This is a genomic window from Bradyrhizobium sp. B120 (genome assembly GCF_049075665.1).
GTDB lineage: Bacteria > Pseudomonadota > Alphaproteobacteria > Rhizobiales > Xanthobacteraceae > Bradyrhizobium.
Window position 1 is genome coordinate 7,883,020 of sequence record NZ_CP185242.1, and the last position, 17,352, is coordinate 7,900,371.

Genomic DNA, 17,352 nt, shown 5'->3' on the forward strand with positions numbered 1-17,352 from the left:
CAGCTCGCACTCTTACTGATCGCAGGTGAAGTCTTTCTGAGGGAACATCGTTAGCGAGTCGTTGCCGCGACCCATTGATAGTCGAAATTCGGCATAAGTTTCAGTGCGCTAGGTAAGAAGTGCCGACCGCCCCAGGGTTCCCCGGAGCAGCCCTGCGCGAGCCTCACGACAACAGCGGCGACCAGGCGGGGTCGGAGGCAAAACCCGGGGTCGGCACCCGCAGTTCGTTGCGCCCGGAAACGTCGATGGTGAACAGCGACGGACCGCTGTTGCCGCCGGGATCGCGGAAGAACATCACGACGCGACCGTTCGGCGCAAAGGTCGGGCCTTCATTGTGGAAGCCCGAGGTCAGGATGCGCTCGCCGGAGCCGTCCGGCTTCATGATGCCGATCGCGAACTGCCCGCCGCCCTGCTTGGTGAAGGCGATGTAGTCGCCGCGCGGCGACCACACCGGCGTCGAATAGGTGCCGTCGCCGAACGAGATGCGCTGGGCCGCGCCGCCGGTTGCCGGCATCACATAGATCTGCGGCTTGCCGCCGCGATCGGATTCGAAGCAGAGCCGCGTGCCGTCGGGCGCGTAGGACGGCGAGGTGTCGATCGCCGGCGTGTCGGTCAGCCGCGTCATCGACTTCGAGCGCAGGTCCATCACGAACAGGTTGGAGTTGCCGCCCTGCTGCAGGCTCATGATGACGCGCTGGCCGTCGGGCGAGAAGCGCGGCGAGAACGACATGCCCGGGAAGTTGCCAACGATCTCGCGCTGGCCGGTCTCGATGTTGAGCAGATAGACGCGCGGGTCGCCCTGCCCGAACTCCATGTAGGTGATTTCCTGGGTCGACGGCGAGAAGCGCGGCGTCAGCACCAGATCCGAGCCGCGGGTCAGATAGCGCACATTGGCGCCGTCCTGGTCCATCAGCGCGAGGCGCTTGACGCGGCGATCCGCAGCGCCGCTCTCGTCGACGAACACGACGCGGGTATCGAAATATCCCTTCTCGCCGGTCATGCGCTCGTAGATCTGGTCGGAGATGATGTGCGCGATGCGGCGCCAGTATTCGGCCGAGGTGTCGTACTGCTGGCCCGCGAGCTGCTGGCCGGTGTTGACGTCCCAGAGGCGGAATTCCGCCTTCACGCGCCCGTTGCCCTGGCGTGTCATGCGGCCGGTCACCAGCGCCTGCGCGTTGATGCTCTTCCAGTTGTTGAAGTTCGGCGCCGCGTCGATGTTGATCTGCTTCTCGAGATAGGCGGCCTGATCGATCGGCGCGAACAAGCCGCTGCGCTTCAGGTTGTTGGTGATCACCTGCGTGACGCCGACGCCGACTTCGGCATCGCCGGGCGTGCCGGCGGCGAAGTTCGGGATCGCGATCGGCACCGGCGCAAACTCGCCTTCCGGAATCGGGATTCGCTTCGGGCCGGCCTGCCCGAAAGCGCTTCGGCTTCCGGCAAGGGTGCCTAGGGCGGCGATTCCGGAGATCATCTGTCGACGGTCGAGGCGAAATTTCATGGTCCGCAAATCATTCGTGTTGGTCATTGTCGGTAACTTTGCTTGCCGTTGGCCAGGCGACGCGGTTGTCCTCAGGTCTTCCGTTCCGTGAACACCGGCGCGAAATACTTCCATTCCTCGAAGAATGCCGCCGGCAGTCTGTACGGCTGGCATTCGATGATCGCCCGCAGCGCGCTCTCCTGATAGACGCGCAAATAGGGCGTCGCCGGCGTGCCTTCCGGCACCGGCGGCGCTTCGAGCTTGCCCTCACGGTTCAGCTTGATCTCGAAAACGGCCTCGGTCTGCTGCGCCTCGATGCCGCCATAGGGCTTCTTCCAGCAGCGCTCGACCTGCTGCTTGAACATCGCGCCCCAGGTCGCGGAGTTGTCGGCGGCCTTGCCCTTTGCCGTGCCGAGCGAGGCATTGGCGTTGAGCGTATCGCCGGTCGCCGAGGCACGGGTCGGATCGCGCTTGTCGAGCAGCGCTGCGATCTTGCTCTGGTCGAAGGTGCGCTCTTTCGGCTTCTGCTCCGGCGGCGGCTTGGCGGCTTGCTGAACCGGCTTCGGCGGCGGCTTCTTCTCTTCCTTCTTGATCGCTTCCGCGATCGGGTCGGGCTTCACCGGATCGGGCTTCTTCTCGACCGGCTTCGGCTCTTCCTTTGGCTTGTTATCCGGCTTGTTCTCGACCTTCTTCGGCGGATCCGGCTTCTTGTCTTCCGGCTTCTCCACCTTCGGCGTCGGCGCCGGCGCGGTATCGGTCACGACCGGCGGCTTCTTGTCATCGATCTTGCCGACGGCATCATCCATCGGCTTGGCCTCGGCGACCTTCTCGACCAGCGGCTTGGGATTTTCCTTCTTGCCGTCCTTCAGGCCGGCCATGACATGGGAGAGCTGGTCGGGCGAGATCACGTCGACGGCAACAGTATCCTCTTCAGGCATCACGTACGCCCTGGTCGAAAACGACACGAGGCCCCACCCGATCACGAGGACGTGCAGGACAATCGATGCCGCCAGAGTCTTGTCGACCTTGACCTTCAAATCAGGCTCCCCGTGCCTTGCCGCACATTGGCCCTATCCACCTTCCGGGATAATGACGATATTCGCCTTGAATCCCGCGGCCCGGACCTCCCCGAGCAATTTCATCATATCCGTGTAACAGACATCCTTGTCGCCACGCAGATAAACCACCTTTTCGGCATCCGACCGGGCGTCCCCGATCGCCTTGATCTTGGCCGGAAAATCGGCCGCCGTGACCGGCGCGTCGCCGAGATAGAGCTCGACATTCGAGTTGCAGCCACCGCCGGTGCGCTTCACCGACAGCGTCAGCGGCGGCTGGTTCGACGAGATCGACTTGCCGCCGCTCGCGACCGGCAGGTCGATGTCGATGTTCGACGTCATCAGCGGCGCGGCGACCATGAAGATGATCAGCAGCACCAGCATCACGTCGACCATCGGCGTGACGTTGATCTCGGCCATGACCGGCTTGCGCCCGCGGCGGCGTCTGCCACTACCGCCGGACCCTGCCATGCTCATCGCCATGATCGTGCGCTCACAACAGTGACCATCGTAAGTTCAGTTCTTTGTTCGAGCATGATCCTTTCGGAAAACCGGTCTCCACTTTTCCGGATCATGCTCTAGCCCCGCTCGTCGATCTGACGCGACAGGATGGCGGAGAACTCGTCGGCGAACCCCTCCAGGCGCGCGGCCTGCCGGTTCACCTCCGAGGTGAACTTATTGTAGAAAATAGTCGCCGGAATTGCGGCAATCAGGCCGATTGCGGTCGCAAACAGTGCTTCCGCGATACCGGGGGCCACCACCGCCAGGGAGGTGTTTTTCGAGGCCGCGATCGACTGGAAGCTCGACATGATGCCCCAGACGGTGCCGAACAGGCCGACAAAGGGGCCGGCCGAGCCCACGGTCGCCAGCACCAGCAGCCGCCGTTCCAGCCGCTCCACCTCCCGGGCGATCGAGACATTCATGACCTTCTCGATCCGGGCCTGCAGGCCGGCAAAGGACCGCGACTGGCTCTCGAAGGAGCGCTTCCACTCCCGCATCGCCGCCACGAAACAGGCCGCCATCGACTGGGTCGGCTTGGCCGAAAGGGCCCGGTAGAGTTCCTCGATCGACTGGCCGGACCAGAACGCCTGCTCGAACTTATCCATCGCCCGCTTGGTGCGGGCGTAGAGCAGGATCTTGTCGATCGCGATCGCCCAGACCCACACCGAGCAGGACAAAAGTCCCAACATCACGCATTTGACGACCCAATGAGCCTGCCAAAACAGTGCGATCAGCGACACATCGCTCGATGCCAGTGGCAGAGTTGACTGAGCCACGTCGGCGGGATTCATCGGCAATATCCTCTCAACGCAAGTGTCCCCATCAGGCGGGCCGCCAATCGGCACCGATTCCACGGCCGCATCAGGCGCGGCGAAACTGCGCGAAAGCCTCTTGCATCTGTCGCATGGGGGGCCCGTCCAAAGCCGGGCCCTGCTTCCCCTGCCAACATGTCAAAACGAGGGCTTTTCACGCGGCATTCCGACCCTAACCAAACGCTAATCATGGTTAAGGCGAGGTTACCAAAGGGAAATTTGAGGGCGGGAAACGCCGCTGGCGGAGCCGGTTGGCGGGTTCCGCAGATGAATGGATTCGGCGGATGGTGGGGTGGTGCCGGGCGCCCCCTCCCCGCGTCGTCCTGGCGAACACCGGGACCCATAACCACCACAATCGGTGATGAAGCGGATCGTGGCCCGGCGTCGTGCAACAATTGAGATTTGGGGTAATGGGTCCTGGCTTTCGCCAGGACGACACCGAATGTGTGGCGCGACCTGCATCCACAATCGTCGTCCCTGCGGAAGCAGGGACCCATAACCACAGGGTTGTGTCGTTGAAGAGGGCTGCCGCCCCAGCGTCGCGCAACAATCACCTTCAGTGGTTATGGGTCGCGGCCCGTGCGCAATTGTGCACTAGGCGGGACGACGTGGATGGTTCTCGCGCGCTACGACGCACTCGACCGGGCGATCCAGTATTCCAGAGACGCCGGTGTTTGAATTGAGAAGCCGCGGCGCGAAGCGTAACCCGCCCTCCGTCTGCGAATGATGACGGAGCGTTGGTGGGTTATGCCTTCGGCTAACCCGCCCTATGGCTACGGCTCTTTCGTCAGGTCAAATGCCTGACGATCGCAAGCCCGGCGAACAGACCCGCGATCGACAACGCCACCGAGCCCGCGACATACAGCGCCGCAAGGCCGAGCTCGCCGCGCTCATAGAGCAGTGCGGTGTCGAGCGAGAAGGCGGAGAAGGTGGTGTAGCCGCCGAGGATGCCGGTCATCAGGAACAGCCGCCAGGGCTGCGAGGCCTCGCCCTTGAACGCGAGATAGCCGGCGATCAGGCCCATCACGGTCGAGCCCGTGATGTTGATGATGAAGGTGCCGTAGGGAAACGCGGTGCCGATGCAGCGCGCGCAGGTGACGTTGATCAGCTGCCGCAGCGTTGCGCCGAGGCCGCCGCCGAAGAAGACGAGGAGATAGCTTGCCGCGTTAGCCACCAATGCCCCCGCTGGTGTGTCGAGAAGTTCACGATACGCGCCGCTCAAAAGCTCACCCTCCCCTGGAGGGGGAGGGTCGGTTCGCATGAAGCGAAGCGGAATGCGAAACGGGGTGGGGTGATCTCTCAACACGGACAGTGTCGCGCGTGGATAGACTGTCACCCCACCCCGCCGCTCATTTCATTCGCGTCGACCCTCCCCCTCCAGGGGAGGGTAAGAGGGTCGAGCCGAATTGCGATATGCGCTCAGCCGGCCTTGCCGAACAGCTCGTCGACGTAATCCCAGTTGACGAGGCTGTCGACGAACGCCTTCAGGTAGTCCGGACGGCGGTTGCGGTAGTCGATGTAGTAGGAGTGCTCCCAGACGTCGACGCCGAGGATCGGCACCGCGCCATGGACCAGCGGGTTCTCGCCGTTCGGGGTCTTGGCGATCTCGAGCTTGCCGCCCTTGACCTGCAGCCAGGCCCAGCCGGAGCCGAACTGGCCGACGCCGGCGGCGGCGAAGTCGGTCTTGAACTTCTCGAAGCCGCCGAGGTCCTCGTTGATCTTCTTCTCCAGCCGGCCGGGCAGCTTGCTGCCGCCGCCATTCGGCTTCATCCACTTCCAGAAGTGGATGTGGTTGTAGTGCTGACCGGCATTGTTGAAGACGGCCGCGTTCTTGCCGAACGAGCCCTTCACGATCTCCTCGAGGGACTTGCCTTCGAATTCGGTCCCCTTGATCGCGTTGTTGCCGTTGGTGACGTAGGCCTGGTGATGCTTGTCGTGGTGAAACTCCAGCGTTTCCTTGGACATGTAGGGCGCAAGGGCGTCGTGGGCGTAGGGCAGATCGGGTAGCGTGAAGGTCATGGGGTAATGTCCAACAGAGGGTGGGAGACTACACTTAACGGGTCCCCCTTATAGAAGGTTCCACGGCGGAGAAACACCGCATTTTCGGATCGTGTATGACAGATCGGCGCAGCCGAGGACCAAGACCCAGGGACCTGAGACGATGAGCATCGAAATCGACATTCTCAACGGAGATGCGTCGTGGCGGCGCGCCGAGCCGCTGCTCCGGACGGTTTGGAGCCCGGATATCATGGCGAACAAGCAGTGGGCGGACATCAAATGGGCTCACGCGGATTTGCGCGTGTTTCTCGATGCGCCCGACGACAGCGGGCTCGCCTGCCACGTCGGTATCTACTTCCGGACCATCACCTGGAATGGCCACAAGGTGCATGTCGGCGGCATCGGCGGGGTTGCGACCCGCGCGGACTGCCGGCGGCGCGGCTATGCGTCGCTCGCGTTAGATGCCGCCGTGCACACCATTCGTGCCAATGACGCGGTGAAATTTGCAATCTTATTCTGCGAGCCGCACAATTTCGCATTCTACCAGTCGCGCGGCTGGCATCCCTTCGCCGGCGAAGTCACGTGCGAACAGCCCTCCGGGCAGATCCGCTTCGAGGCGATGGCGCCGTTCGTCAACGACATCGTCCGCGCGCCGCGCCAAGGCAAGATCGACCTATGCGGCCTGCCGTGGTGACCCCTGCGCGGGCGCGGGTAGCGAGCACCAGCCCGAACTCGTAACATGTCAATCATCATTTATTGATTGCGAGCCTGGTTCACTGGCGTCGAATTGCAGTGCGCCCCTCTCCCGGTTGCGAAGTGAGCCGTGACGCATGACCATTGACGCCTCGATCGACGACCTGCGGCCCACCGCGGCCGCGCCTGCGGTACCGGTCGATCATTTGTTGACGGCGCCGATCCTGCCGACGCTGCTCAAGCTCGCGGTCCCCAACACCATCGCGATGTTCGGCTCGACGCTGGTCGCGGTCGCCGAGACGTCCTATATCGGCCGGCTCGGCACCGAGCCGCTGGCCGGCATCGCGCTGGTGTTTCCGTTCGCGATGCTGACACAGATGATGTCGGCCGGCGCGATGGGTGGCGGCGTTTCTTCGGCGATCAGCCGCGCGCTCGGCGCCGGCGACCGCGACCGCGCCGCCGACCTGGCGCTGCATGCGGCGATCATCGGCGCCTGTGCCGGATTGTTCTTCACCGTGATGATGCTGGGCTTCGGCCGCAACTTCTATGCGCTGCTCGGCGGCCGCGGCGGCGTGCTTGAGCAGTCGATGCATTACTCACAGGTGCTGTTCTCGGGCGCGATCTCGATCTGGCTGGTCAACACGCTCGCCTCCGTCGTGCGCGGCACCGGCGACATGCGCGTCCCCTCGATGACGCTGATCACCGTCTCGATGATCCAGATCGCGGTCGGCGGCGTGTTCGGTCTCGGGCTGTTCGGCATGCCTAGCCTTGGCATGCGCGGCGTCGCCGCGGGCCAGCTCACAGCGTTCACGTGTGGTGCGATCTTCCTCGCCTGGTATCTCGCCTCTGGCCGCAGCCGGCTGAAGCTCGACTTCGCCGCCTTCAGCTTCCAGCGCGCGATGTTCCTCGACATCCTGAAAGTCGGCGCGATCTCCTGCCTGTCGCCGCTGCAGAGCGTGCTGACCATCCTGATCTTCACCAAGATCCTGGCTGGCTTCGGCACCGAGACCTTGGCCGGATACGGCATGGGCTCGCGGCTGGAATTCCTGCTGATCCCGATCGCATTCGCGGTCGGCGTCGCCTCGGTGCCGATGGTCGGCATGGCCATCGGCGCGGGCCTTGTCACGCGGGCCCGCAAGGTGGCGTGGACCGCGGGCACGGTCGCCGGGCTTGTCGTCGGATTGGTCGGACTCGTGGTTGCACTCAAGCCGACGCTGTGGATTGCGCTGTTCACCACCGATCCCGGCGTGACGGCCGCGGCCTCGTCCTATTTCGCGCTGGCCGGCCCGGCCTTCGGCTTCTTCGGCGTCGGCGTCTGCCTGTATTTTTCCTCGCAAGGCGCGGCCAAGGTCGGCGGGCCGGTGCTGGCCGGGACCATCCGCCTGCTGCTGGTCGGCATCGGCGGCTGGTGGCTCGCCACCGCGAGCGCGCCGGCATGGACGCTGTTTGCGCTGGTCGGAGGCGCGATGGTGGCATTCGGCCTCGCGACCATCATCTCGATCAAGCTGACCCGCTGGGGATAGACCCGGAGGGGCCGGGGCTTTCGTTGCGCTTTCGGTCGCGACAAGGCACCGCCACTCTTCCGTGCCTTGCCGCAGCATGGCGGCCTCGGAAAAAGGCTAGAAAATTTTTCAGATCGCGCCCGCCTGATCGCGCGATTATTACATTGCAGAAATCTTTCGACTTGTTATGCAGGCCGACCTCTTGGGGAATATTTCATGGCCTGCAAATTCGGATTCGTGATCGCAATCATTGCGACGGCACTTGCTGTGCCTGCCGCGCATGCGCAAAGCGCGCCTGAGCCTTTCGGCGTCTGGCAGACCCAGGCCGGCGATGCCCGCGTCAAGGTCAGCAAATGCGGCGGCGGCATCTGCGGCGTGGTGGTCAGTCTGCGCGATCCGATCGATCCGATGACCGGCAAGCCGCAGGTCGACAACAAGAATCCCAATCCGTCGCTGGCCAACCGGCCGATCATCGGGCTGCCGCTGTTCTCCGGCATGCAGCCGGTTGCCGCGGGCAAATGGTCGGGCCAGATCTACAATGCCGACGATGGCGGCACCTATGCGAGCAGCATCTCGGTCACCGGCGAGAGCACGCTGCGCGTCGAAGGCTGCGTCGGCGCGCTATGCGGCGGCGAGACCTGGACGCGCGTGGGGCGGTAAACGCGAGGCGGGATTTTCCTTCACCTCCTCCACAAGCGGGAGAGGGAGCAGAATCCCGATGTTGCAACAACTCACACCGCGCGCGTCTTCAGCACGGTGGCGGCCGAGGCGTAGCCGCCGCGGGCGCCGTCGATGAAGTGGACGTGGTCGGCGCGCATCACCGACGGGGTGAAGCAGGTCATCATCGCGGCATCCTGCTCGTGCAGGCCGTAGCGCACGATGCCCTGCGCGGCGGCGGCAACCAGGCGCTGCTCGAGCTCGGCCGCGAGCTCCGGCGTGCAATCCAGGATCATGCGCAGGCCGTCGTCGAACTTGCGGAAGTCGGAATTCTCGACCAGCTGTCGCACATAGTTTTTCGGCACGAACTTGCCGACCGGGATATTGAACCGCATCAGCGCATAGGCCCACAGCGTGAACGCGAGCACCGTGGCACGGCGCAGTGCAAGCGAGCCGCCGCGCCGCGCACGCGCCTCGTACTCCATCCCCTGAGGCGGCCAGCGCAGCGGCGGGCCATTTGCAGGCACCGGCCGTCCAGCCTCCGGGCTCTTCTCGACCAGCACGACAATATCCTCGATCACCTTGCGGAAGGCGGCGGGATCGACGTCCTTCGCCGGCAGCACCAGCACCGAGAGGATGACGCCGCGCACTGAGGGCATCACCTCGAAACGGCAGGACAGGCCGGACAGATCGGGCTGCGTGCCCTCAGGCGCCGGATCGACCGCGAACGCGCCGCGCTTCATCGCGGCATCGGCAAACGCGAGACCGCCGCCGGAGAACATCGCATAGGACAGATTGGCCGACGGTCCGAAGCGCGCGACGCGCACGTCGGCGCCCGCGGCGCGGATCGCGGACATCGGCACCAGCGCCACCCGCAGCACCAGATCGAGATCATCGCGCACCCAGCGCGCGGTCGCCGCGAGCGCGTCGCGTGCCCTGTCGAGATCGGCCGGCGCGACCGCGAAGCTCGCGCCGTCGCCGCCGAACACGAACGGGAATTCGCGGCCATCCAGCGCATTGGTGACCGAGGCGACCACCGCGGCGCCGGCCATGTTGACCGCCTTATAGCGCTGCGCCGCGATCGCCTTAGTCGACTCGACGATGTCGGCGACGCCGACCGTCCAGTCGTCGGGCAACGGCGCATACAGCGCCGGATCCATCAGGCGCGCGAAGCCGCGAAACACCGGAATGCCGCCGTAGAAGATCTCGCTGCCGCCAGCCATCGCAACGCCGCGCTGTTTCCGCCTGTCACGAAACTCTCTAGCAGATACGGCGCGGGTTGGGACCGGGTTTTGAAAGCGCAGCCCGAGTGGAGCTAGGTCCCGTCACCCTGAGGAGCCGCGAAGCGGCGTCTCGAAGGGTCGACGGCCACCAGCGGGGCCGTGCATCCTTCGAGACGCGCGGAGCCTGTCATCGGGCCGCGCTTCGCGCGGACCCGTTGGCGCTCCTCAGGATGACGGGGACGGCATCACGCGCCGGATCAAAATGCCTTCACGCCGCCTCGCCCGTTCTCCTCCACGGCGGAAACGGATCGCGGAGTTTTGCCCTGGCCTGCGGGTCCATGCCCGGTCTGCCCGCGACAAGGCAAAGATCGAGCCGACAGCGAATGTCGTCCTCGTTCATGCCGGAGCCGATGAAGACGAGCTCCTGCCGGCGATCGCCGTAGAGATCGTTCCAGCTCCGCTGCATCATCAGCCGCCAGTCCGGATGATCCGGCCAGCGCTCGCGCGGGATCGCGGCCCACCACGAGCCGAGGCCTTCGGTCCGGACGATCGCGCCGGCCTGGCTCATCTCGCCGCACCAATCCGGGCGCGTCGCGATCCAGAAATGGCCCTTGGCGCGGATCACGCCCTGCCAACTCTCGCGCAGGAAGCCGTGAAACCGCACCGGATCGAACGGGCGCCGCGCGCGATAGACGAAGCTCGTAATGCCGTATTCCTCGGTCTCCGGCACATGCCCGGCAAAGCCGTAGAGCTCCTTGTGCCAGAGCGGATGCTGCTGCGCGCGTTCATGGTCGAAGCGGCCGGTGTCGAGCACGCGGTCGAACGGCACGTTTGCAAAGTTCGCCTCGACGAGGTCAGCGTCGGGATTAAGCGCACGCACGATGGTGCGCGCAGCTTCGCGCTGTGCCGGCGTCGCGGCATCGACCTTGTTGAGCACGAGGACGTCGGCGAATTCGATCTGCTCGACCAACAGATCGACCAGCGTGCGCTTGTCGCCGTCGAGCGCCTCGCCGCGCTGGCTGAGGAAATCGGTCGAGGCATAGTCCTTCAGCAGATTGGCGGCGTCGACCACCGTGACCATGGTGTCGAGGCGCGCGACGTCGGAGAGGCTGTTGCCGTCCTCGTCGCGAAACTCGAAGGTCGCGGCGACCGGCAGCGGCTCGGAGATGCCGGTCGATTCGATCAGGAGATAATCGAAGCGGCCGCTCTCGGCGAGCGCGCGCACCTCTTTCAACAGATCGTCGCGCAACGTGCAGCAGATGCAGCCATTGCTCATTTCGACCAGTTTTTCGTCAGTCCGGGACAGGTTCGCACCGCCATCGCGGACGAGGTCGGCGTCGATGTTCACCTCGCTCATGTCGTTCACAATCACCGCAACCTTCAGGCCGTGGCGGTTGTTCAGCACGTGGTTCAGCAAAGTGGTCTTTCCAGCCCCGAGGAAGCCGGACAAGATGGTGACGGGGAGTTTTTGCATCGAGATCAAACAGTTGCTGGAGGGACAGGCGGCGGCGGGGCATGGGGCACGGGATTTATGCAATGTTATAACATAACATCATTGAGACGACAGCCTGTCAAGCGCCGGTGTGAGGCGCGGTCAGCCTGCCGTTCTCACAAATGCGTAGCCCGGATGTAGCGCAGCGAAATCCGGGGGCCGCACGATCCGCGGATGGACCTGTCCCGGATTACGCTGCGCTCCATCCGGGCTACGAACGACCCAGTCCGTCATGCTGAGGAGGCCGCGCAGCGGCCGTCTCGAAGCATGCACGGCCCGACTGTGGCCGTGCATCCTTCGAGACGCGCTACGCGCTCCTCAGGATGACGGGGATGGCGCAGCCGCCCCTACTTGCCCAACCCCCGCAGCACGAGCTGGTTCAGGCGGCTGGCGAAGGCGGCGGGGTCGTCGGGCATCTCGCCGTCGAGGATCTGCGCCTGCTCGAACAGCAGGAGCGACAGATCCTTCGCCTGCGCGGTGTCGGTCGCAAGCGCCGCGACCAGCGGATGGCGCAAATTGATCTCGAGGATCGGCTTGGTGATCTCGCCGCGGTTCTGCTGGGCGAGCAGCCGCTCCAGCGCGCGGTCGCGCGCGTCGCCGCCGGCGACGAGGCACGATGCGCTCGCGGTCAGCCGCTGCGAGGCGCGGACGTCGGAGACGCGCGCGCCGAGCGCATCCTTGATCACGGCGATCGTGGTCGCGGCATCGGCTGCGGGCTCGTCCTTTTTGTCGTCCTTGTCGTCGGCAAGCGGGATCAGGCCGAAATCGACATCGCCCTGACTCAGCGACTTCAGCGGCTTGCCGCCGAACTCGAGCGGCGCCGAGGTCCAGAACGCATCGACCGGATCGGTCAGCAGCAGCACCTCGATGCCACGCGCGCGCGCCGATTCCAGCTTCGGATTCGACTTCAGCCGCTCGACGCTGTCGCCGACCAGATAGTAGATCTCGGTCTGGTTCGGCTTGAAGTCGTCGACAATCTGCTTCAGCGAGCGCTTCTCGCCCGACGTCGTGGTGAAGCGCGCCAGCGCCAACAGCTTCTCGCGGCGCTCGAAGTCCTCCCACAGGCCTTCCTTGATGACCGGACCGAACGCGTCCCAGATTTTTGTAAAGGTCTCCGGCTCCTTTTCGCCGAGCGTTTCCAGCTCGCCGATCACGCGGCTGGTGACGGCCTTGCGGATCTGTGCGAGCTGCGGATTGTTCTGCAGCATCTCGCGCGAGATGTTGAGCGGCAGGTCCTCGCTGTCGATCACGCCGCGAATGAAGCGGAGGTACGCCGGCAGCAGCTCGGCATCGTCGGCGATGAAGACGCGGCGGACATAGAGCTTGACCTTGCCCTTGCGCTCGACCTGGAACAGGTCGAACGGCTTCTGCGACGGTGCGAACAGCAGCACGGCATAGGACTGCCGGCCCTCGGCACGGTAATGCAGCGTCATCGCCGGCTCGTCGTACGCGCCCGCGATCTGCTTGTAGGCCTGCGCGTAGTCTTCCGGCGTCAGCTCGGATTTCGAGCGCTGCCAAAGCGCACTCGCCGAGTTGATCTGGCGCGGCTCGCCCTCCTCCGGCACCAGCAGGATCGGAAACTGGATGTTGTCGGAGTATTCGCGGACGATGCGCTCGATCTCGTAAGCCTCGAGATATTTGGCGGCGTCCTTTTTCAGATGCAGCACGATCTCGGTGCCGCGCGTAACGCGGCTTGCGGCCTCCTCGCTTGCCGGCGCGATCTCGAAACCGCTGCCGCCTTCCGACGTCCATACCCACACTTCGTCAGAGCCGGCGCGGCGGCTGGTGACGACGATCTTATCGGCGACCATGAAGGCGGCATAGAAGCCGACGCCGAACTGGCCGATCAGATTGGCGCCGTCCTTGGCCTCGGTGAGCTTCGACAGGAACGATCTGGTGCCGGAGCGCGCGATGGTGCCGAGATTGTCGATCAGCTCCGCACGCTCCATGCCGATGCCGGTATCGACCACGGACAGCGTATCAGCCGCCTTGTTCGGGACTATCCTGATTTCCGGCGGCGTGCCGTCGGTGATCAGGCCGGGATTGGCGATCGCCTCATAGCGCAACTTGTCGCAGGCGTCGGATGCGTTCGAGATCAGCTCGCGCAGGAAGATATCGGTCTCGGAATAGACCGAATGCACCATCAGGTGCAGCAATTCGGCAACCTCGGCCTGGAACGGCTGGGATTCGGCGGCGGCAGTTGTGGTCATGCAGAAACTCGGACAAACGGTAAGTGGCGGGAAAGCCCTGATATAGCGCGATCGCGCCGCCTGGCAAGACGAGCGGGGGGAACCCGTCAGTCCGAGATCGCCGCGAGATAGCGCTCGACCGAGCGGTCGAACGCCGCCTTGGCGTCGGTTGCGATATTCTTGCCCCACCAGGCGCCGTAGATCCGATCATACGCCAGCGGCGCGACCGTGCGCGCGATGCGGCGGACTGCAGATGCGTTGAGCGGGATGTAGTTCGGGTAGGAATACATGAAGCTGACCGAGCGGCGGTCCATCGCCACCATCGCGATGTCGCCGGTCAGGAGCGCACCGCGCCCGTCGGCGCCCTTGCGCCAATGCAGCATGGTGGCGCCGGCGAAATGCCCGCCGCCGCGCACCAGGAGAATGTCGTCGGAGATGCGATGGCTGTCGCCCTGCCACGGCACGATCGACGCGTAAGGCCGCGTCACCCATTGCGCATCGTCGCCGTGCAGATAGACCGGCGCATCGTCGAACGCCGCGCTCCAGTCAGCGACGGCGCCATAATAATGCGGATGCGAGATCGCGATCGCCTTCAGCCCGCCAAGCGACCTGACATGCGCAATCGCCTCCGCGGTCGCTAGCGGCACGCAGTCCCACATCACGCAGCCGCCGCGGTCCGGCACCAAGAGCGCGCGCTGCCCGATCGCAAATGACGGCTCGAGCGCCAATCCAACCAGCCCGAGATCGTCGCGCCAGACCAGCCGATGCCGCTGCGCGAGCTCCTCGCGCGTCAGCCACGCCTGCCCTTTCCAGTTCACATATTGCCGCTCATCCTCGCAGATCGGGCAAGCCGGCGGCGGCACCGCGGTTGCGGGAAATTGCGCGCCGCATTGTTCGCAAGTCCAGAGAGGCATTGAGACCACGCGCGTTGGGATGAAGCTAGACTCCTGATCTACGTCAGCAGCGCAACGCGTTCAATGACGGCGCCCCAGTTCCATCTGCATCTCCACCGGCGCTGCGCCGAACTTGCGGCGGAACGCGCGATGGAAATAGGACAGGTCGTTGAAGCCGACCGTATAGGCGATGTCGCTGACCTTGCGGCCGGCGCCCTGCGCGTGCAGCAACAGCCGGCGCGCCAGCAGCAGGCGCTGCTCCAGGACGTATTCCGAGAACGTGGTCCCTGCGGAGGCGAACAGGCGTTGCGCCTGGCGTGTGCTCAGCGCATTCGCCTTCGCGATGGCCTCGATCGTGAGCCCGCCATTGTCGAGATTCTTCAGGACATCGGCCTTCATCAGGTCGAGCCGTGCCTTCGCCACGCCGTCGCGCGCGGCAAGCTCCCTCTGCTCGGCACTGCTGCCGAGCACGAGGCCGACCAGATCGGCGAGGTGATGCGCCGCCGCCTGCTGGCCCGGCACGTCCAGATCACCGGCCAGCTCGGTGCAGAGCGTCGAATAGCGCTCGATCATCGCGCTCAAGGCCGGCTCGCGCCCGAGCGGCCGCGCCAGCTGGGTCTCCGCCATGGGCGCGACCTGGAGCAGGAGGCGCCGCGGAAACCGCGTCGTCGTAAAGCTGCCGGACTGGGTGAGATCGGCGGTGCCGACGATATTCATTTCGGTGAGGCACATCTGGCCGCGCTTGAGCTCGATCGCCGTGCTGCCTTGTGTGACCTGCACGGTGCCGCGCGTCGCTGATATCAGCACCAAATCGTCGCAGCCGTCGCTCAGAAGCGCGCGGGTGCGGGCAAAACGGGCCGAGCCGCCGCGCGGTGTCGCGATCGCGACCGAATGCAGCAGCGTGAACTCGTTGTGGCAATCGATGCGGTTATCGTCGGTCGGTCCGACGTCGAGCCGGCAGAAGCCGCGGCAGATGCCTTCGCGCCAGGCCTCATAGGCCGGCCCCTTCGCCAGCCCGCGGTGGAAGATCGAGAACCGGTTGGGCACCTGTGTCTCGGACATGATCCGTGCTCCGAAAGCGCGATCGATCGAAACGAGGCGACGAACGATCGCGTTCTTCCCGGCGTGCGCATGTCGTTCCTGTCCCTACGCTTGGCGCGACGGTCCACGACTCCGGCGGGGAGCCTGATACCACTCCGCCGATTGACGGTAAAGCTATTCACGAGATGCAACCCTATGATGCAAGGTGCGAAAGCCGGGAATAAAACGGCGCAGCAGTTTCGTGACGCCGCGCTGCCATGGCTCGACGATGCCTATGCGTTCGCCCAGGTGCTGATGCGAACCGACTCTGACGCCGAACAGGCCGTGCAGGACTGCTATTTGCGCGCGCTGCGCCAGTTCGACGGCTTTCGTGGCACCGCCATCAGGCCGTGGCTGCTCGCGATCCTCAAAACCGTCTGCCAGGAAAAGCTTGGCAAGACGCTCGGTCGCCGCGGCTCGCCGACGGACGTTGCCGGCACCAAGGAAAAGTCCAACCGGTGCGCCCCGCCGACGATCCGGCAACTCGTCGACGACCTGCCCGCGCCGCTCGGCGAGGTCATCGCCCTGCGCGAAATGATCGATCTCTCCTACAAGGAGATCGCCGAGGTGACCGGCGTTCCCGTCGCCACCGTGATGTCGCGCATCGCGGAGGCCCGCGGCCTGCTGCTCGCGGCGCGGCGAGCAGCGCAAGCGTCGGCGGAACCGGCGGCGGCGAGACCCACGGGCGGTACGTCAAAACCGACGGTCTACCGCGCGGACGCCTGTTAAACCGCCGCCGCACCCGCGCTGTCGGCGCTAGAGCTTCTTGTTTTGACGCGTTTCCTTCACGCGAACCGGTGCCCGCTTCGCTCGAAAACGCTCTATTGCGAACGGTTCGACGTCCAGCCCTTGTAGTCGGCGATGTTGTCGCGCGTCACGAGCTTTGACGGCAACAGCTCGACGGTCGAGGCAGGCTTCTGGCCGTTGAGCAGGGCGACGCCGATCTGCACCGCGCGGCGCGCCATGAAGAATGGATCCTGCGAGGAGGACGCCTGGATTTGCGGCGAACCGGGATCCTTGAGTGCGGCCTCGATGTCGGGCGCGCCGTCGACCGCGGTGATGACGATGCCGCCGCGGTTCTGCTGGCGCGCGGCGAGATCGGTGCCGATCGCCTGCGGGTCGTTGATGGCGAAGACGGCATCGATCTTGGCGAAGCGGGTCAGATAGCCTTGCGCCACGGTGAGACCGCCTTCGCGCGAGCCCTTGCCGTCCTGGTCGCTGGACAGCACCTTGATGCCGGGGTTCTTGCCGAGCACGTTCTTGCAGCCGGTCACGCGATCGATCACCGCGGAAACCTGCGGTCCGTTCTCGATGATCACGTCGCCCTTGCCGCCGAGTTTGTCGACGATGTACTGGCAGGAGATCTCACCGGCCTGAACATTGTTGGTGGTCACCGTGGCATCGGCGCCTTCGGCCGCGGTGTCGACGGCAACGACGACGATGCCGGCGGCCTGCGCTTTCTTGATCGCCGGCCCTACAGCTTTGGGATCGCCCGGGTTGAGCAGAATCAGATCGACGCCGGCGGCGATGAAATTGTCGATCTGGGTCACCTGCTTGCCGAGGTCGTATTCGAAGCCGACCGTCGTGATCTTGACGCTGGGATTGGTTTTCTTGGCCTCGAACTCGGCACCCTTCGACAGGGCGACGAAGAACGGGTTGCCCAGCGAGCCGAGCGAGATGCCGATCGACTTCAGCTCCTTGGCGAAGCACGGCGCTGAGCCGAGGGCGAGCACGATGGCGGCGCCGGCAAATGAGATCGTCTTCATTGGCTTCCTCCCTG

Annotated in this window: 16 protein-coding genes; 4 read left to right on the plus strand and 12 right to left on the minus strand. The window is 64.9% G+C overall.

What is annotated here, in order from left to right; all coding sequences use genetic code 11:
* Positions 1–163: 163 nt before the first annotated feature.
* The 6 genes from tolB to ACOIX3_RS36765 all read right to left on the minus strand — a co-directional run bounded on the left by tolB (position 164) and on the right by ACOIX3_RS36765 (position 5,864).
* Entirely contained in the window at positions 164–1,498 is a 1,335-nt protein-coding gene (gene tolB / locus ACOIX3_RS36740; protein WP_420971884.1) for a Tol-Pal system beta propeller repeat protein TolB, read from the minus strand.
* Positions 1,499–1,569: 71 nt separating this feature from the next.
* Positions 1,570–2,514, minus strand: coding sequence for a protein TolA (locus ACOIX3_RS36745; RefSeq protein WP_420966878.1), 945 nt, complete (start codon positions 2,512–2,514; stop codon positions 1,570–1,572).
* A gap of 33 nt (positions 2,515–2,547) precedes the next feature.
* Positions 2,548–3,015: a biopolymer transporter ExbD gene (locus ACOIX3_RS36750; RefSeq protein WP_212320444.1), complete on the minus strand. Its 468-nt coding sequence runs from the start codon at positions 3,013–3,015 to the stop codon at positions 2,548–2,550.
* Positions 3,016–3,110: 95 nt separating this feature from the next.
* On the minus strand, positions 3,111–3,824 hold the full coding sequence (tolQ, locus tag ACOIX3_RS36755; RefSeq protein ID WP_016846954.1) for a protein TolQ: 714 nt from the start codon (positions 3,822–3,824) through the stop codon (positions 3,111–3,113).
* A gap of 808 nt (positions 3,825–4,632) precedes the next feature.
* Positions 4,633–5,019 carry a fluoride efflux transporter CrcB gene (gene crcB, locus ACOIX3_RS36760; RefSeq protein WP_420966879.1) on the minus strand — a complete coding sequence of 129 codons (387 nt, stop codon included), beginning with the start codon at positions 5,017–5,019 and terminating at the stop codon, positions 4,633–4,635.
* Positions 5,020–5,264: 245 nt separating this feature from the next.
* The gene (locus tag ACOIX3_RS36765; protein WP_021078629.1) at positions 5,265–5,864 is read right to left on the minus strand and encodes a superoxide dismutase; all 600 of its coding nucleotides are present in this window, start codon (positions 5,862–5,864) and stop codon (positions 5,265–5,267) included.
* A 142-nt stretch (positions 5,865–6,006) separates the two neighbouring features.
* On the opposite strand from ACOIX3_RS36765, the gene ACOIX3_RS36770 reads away from it, so the two are divergent.
* From ACOIX3_RS36770 to ACOIX3_RS36780, 3 genes are all read left to right on the plus strand, one after another.
* On the plus strand, positions 6,007–6,537 hold the full coding sequence (locus tag ACOIX3_RS36770; protein ID WP_420966880.1) for a GNAT family N-acetyltransferase: 531 nt from the start codon (positions 6,007–6,009) through the stop codon (positions 6,535–6,537).
* Positions 6,538–6,673: 136 nt separating this feature from the next.
* A complete protein-coding gene (locus tag ACOIX3_RS36775) occupies positions 6,674–8,059 on the plus strand; it encodes an MATE family efflux transporter (protein ID WP_420966881.1) in 1,386 nt (461 codons plus the stop codon).
* A gap of 195 nt (positions 8,060–8,254) precedes the next feature.
* Positions 8,255–8,698, plus strand: coding sequence for a DUF2147 domain-containing protein (locus tag ACOIX3_RS36780; protein WP_420966882.1), 444 nt, complete (start codon positions 8,255–8,257; stop codon positions 8,696–8,698).
* A 71-nt stretch (positions 8,699–8,769) separates the two neighbouring features.
* Here ACOIX3_RS36780 and ACOIX3_RS36785 read toward each other — a convergent pair whose 3' ends face one another.
* The 5 genes from ACOIX3_RS36785 to ACOIX3_RS36805 form a co-directional block, all read right to left on the minus strand.
* Positions 8,770–9,918 carry a DUF3095 domain-containing protein gene (locus ACOIX3_RS36785; protein ID WP_420966883.1) on the minus strand — a complete coding sequence of 383 codons (1,149 nt, stop codon included), beginning with the start codon at positions 9,916–9,918 and terminating at the stop codon, positions 8,770–8,772.
* A gap of 268 nt (positions 9,919–10,186) precedes the next feature.
* Positions 10,187–11,392, minus strand: a complete 1,206-nt coding sequence (gene zigA, locus ACOIX3_RS36790; protein WP_420966884.1) for a zinc metallochaperone GTPase ZigA — start codon at positions 11,390–11,392, stop codon at positions 10,187–10,189.
* A gap of 365 nt (positions 11,393–11,757) precedes the next feature.
* Positions 11,758–13,620, minus strand: a complete 1,863-nt coding sequence (gene htpG / locus ACOIX3_RS36795) for a molecular chaperone HtpG (RefSeq protein ID WP_420966885.1) — start codon at positions 13,618–13,620, stop codon at positions 11,758–11,760.
* Between the two features lie 86 nt (positions 13,621–13,706).
* Positions 13,707–14,513, minus strand: a complete 807-nt coding sequence (locus ACOIX3_RS36800; RefSeq protein WP_420966886.1) for an MBL fold metallo-hydrolase — start codon at positions 14,511–14,513, stop codon at positions 13,707–13,709.
* 60 nt (positions 14,514–14,573) lie between these two features.
* Positions 14,574–15,554 carry an AraC family transcriptional regulator gene (locus tag ACOIX3_RS36805; protein ID WP_420966887.1) on the minus strand — a complete coding sequence of 327 codons (981 nt, stop codon included), beginning with the start codon at positions 15,552–15,554 and terminating at the stop codon, positions 14,574–14,576.
* A 69-nt stretch (positions 15,555–15,623) separates the two neighbouring features.
* On the opposite strand from ACOIX3_RS36805, the gene ACOIX3_RS36810 reads away from it, so the two are divergent.
* Positions 15,624–16,301: a sigma factor-like helix-turn-helix DNA-binding protein gene (locus ACOIX3_RS36810; protein WP_420966888.1), complete on the plus strand. Its 678-nt coding sequence runs from the start codon at positions 15,624–15,626 to the stop codon at positions 16,299–16,301.
* Between the two features lie 92 nt (positions 16,302–16,393).
* On the opposite strand, the gene ACOIX3_RS36815 is transcribed toward ACOIX3_RS36810, so the two are convergent.
* Positions 16,394–17,338, minus strand: coding sequence for an ABC transporter substrate-binding protein (locus ACOIX3_RS36815; RefSeq protein WP_420966889.1), 945 nt, complete (start codon positions 17,336–17,338; stop codon positions 16,394–16,396).
* Between the last annotated feature and the right edge of the window lie 14 nt (positions 17,339–17,352).

Excerpts from the sequence above, each read along its gene's own strand:
- tolB (WP_420971884.1), bottom strand. The coding sequence starts at position 1,498 with ATGAAATTTCGCCTCGACCGTCGACAGATGATCTCCGGAATCGCCGCC.
- ACOIX3_RS36750 (WP_212320444.1), bottom strand. The coding sequence starts at position 3,015 with ATGGCGATGAGCATGGCAGGGTCCGGCGGTAGTGGCAGACGCCGCCGC.
- tolQ (WP_016846954.1), bottom strand. The coding sequence starts at position 3,824 with ATGAATCCCGCCGACGTGGCTCAGTCAACTCTGCCACTGGCATCGAGC.
- ACOIX3_RS36765 (WP_021078629.1), bottom strand. The coding sequence starts at position 5,864 with ATGACCTTCACGCTACCCGATCTGCCCTACGCCCACGACGCCCTTGCG.
- ACOIX3_RS36770 (WP_420966880.1), top strand. The coding sequence starts at position 6,007 with ATGAGCATCGAAATCGACATTCTCAACGGAGATGCGTCGTGGCGGCGC.
- ACOIX3_RS36775 (WP_420966881.1), top strand. The coding sequence starts at position 6,674 with ATGACCATTGACGCCTCGATCGACGACCTGCGGCCCACCGCGGCCGCG.
- ACOIX3_RS36780 (WP_420966882.1), top strand. The coding sequence starts at position 8,255 with ATGGCCTGCAAATTCGGATTCGTGATCGCAATCATTGCGACGGCACTT.
- ACOIX3_RS36785 (WP_420966883.1), bottom strand. The coding sequence starts at position 9,918 with ATGGCTGGCGGCAGCGAGATCTTCTACGGCGGCATTCCGGTGTTTCGC.
- zigA (WP_420966884.1), bottom strand. The coding sequence starts at position 11,392 with ATGCAAAAACTCCCCGTCACCATCTTGTCCGGCTTCCTCGGGGCTGGA.
- htpG (WP_420966885.1), bottom strand. The coding sequence starts at position 13,620 with ATGACCACAACTGCCGCCGCCGAATCCCAGCCGTTCCAGGCCGAGGTT.
- ACOIX3_RS36800 (WP_420966886.1), bottom strand. The coding sequence starts at position 14,513 with ATGCCTCTCTGGACTTGCGAACAATGCGGCGCGCAATTTCCCGCAACC.
- ACOIX3_RS36805 (WP_420966887.1), bottom strand. The coding sequence starts at position 15,554 with ATGTCCGAGACACAGGTGCCCAACCGGTTCTCGATCTTCCACCGCGGG.
- ACOIX3_RS36810 (WP_420966888.1), top strand. The coding sequence starts at position 15,624 with ATGTCGTTCCTGTCCCTACGCTTGGCGCGACGGTCCACGACTCCGGCG.
- ACOIX3_RS36815 (WP_420966889.1), bottom strand. The coding sequence starts at position 17,338 with ATGAAGACGATCTCATTTGCCGGCGCCGCCATCGTGCTCGCCCTCGGC.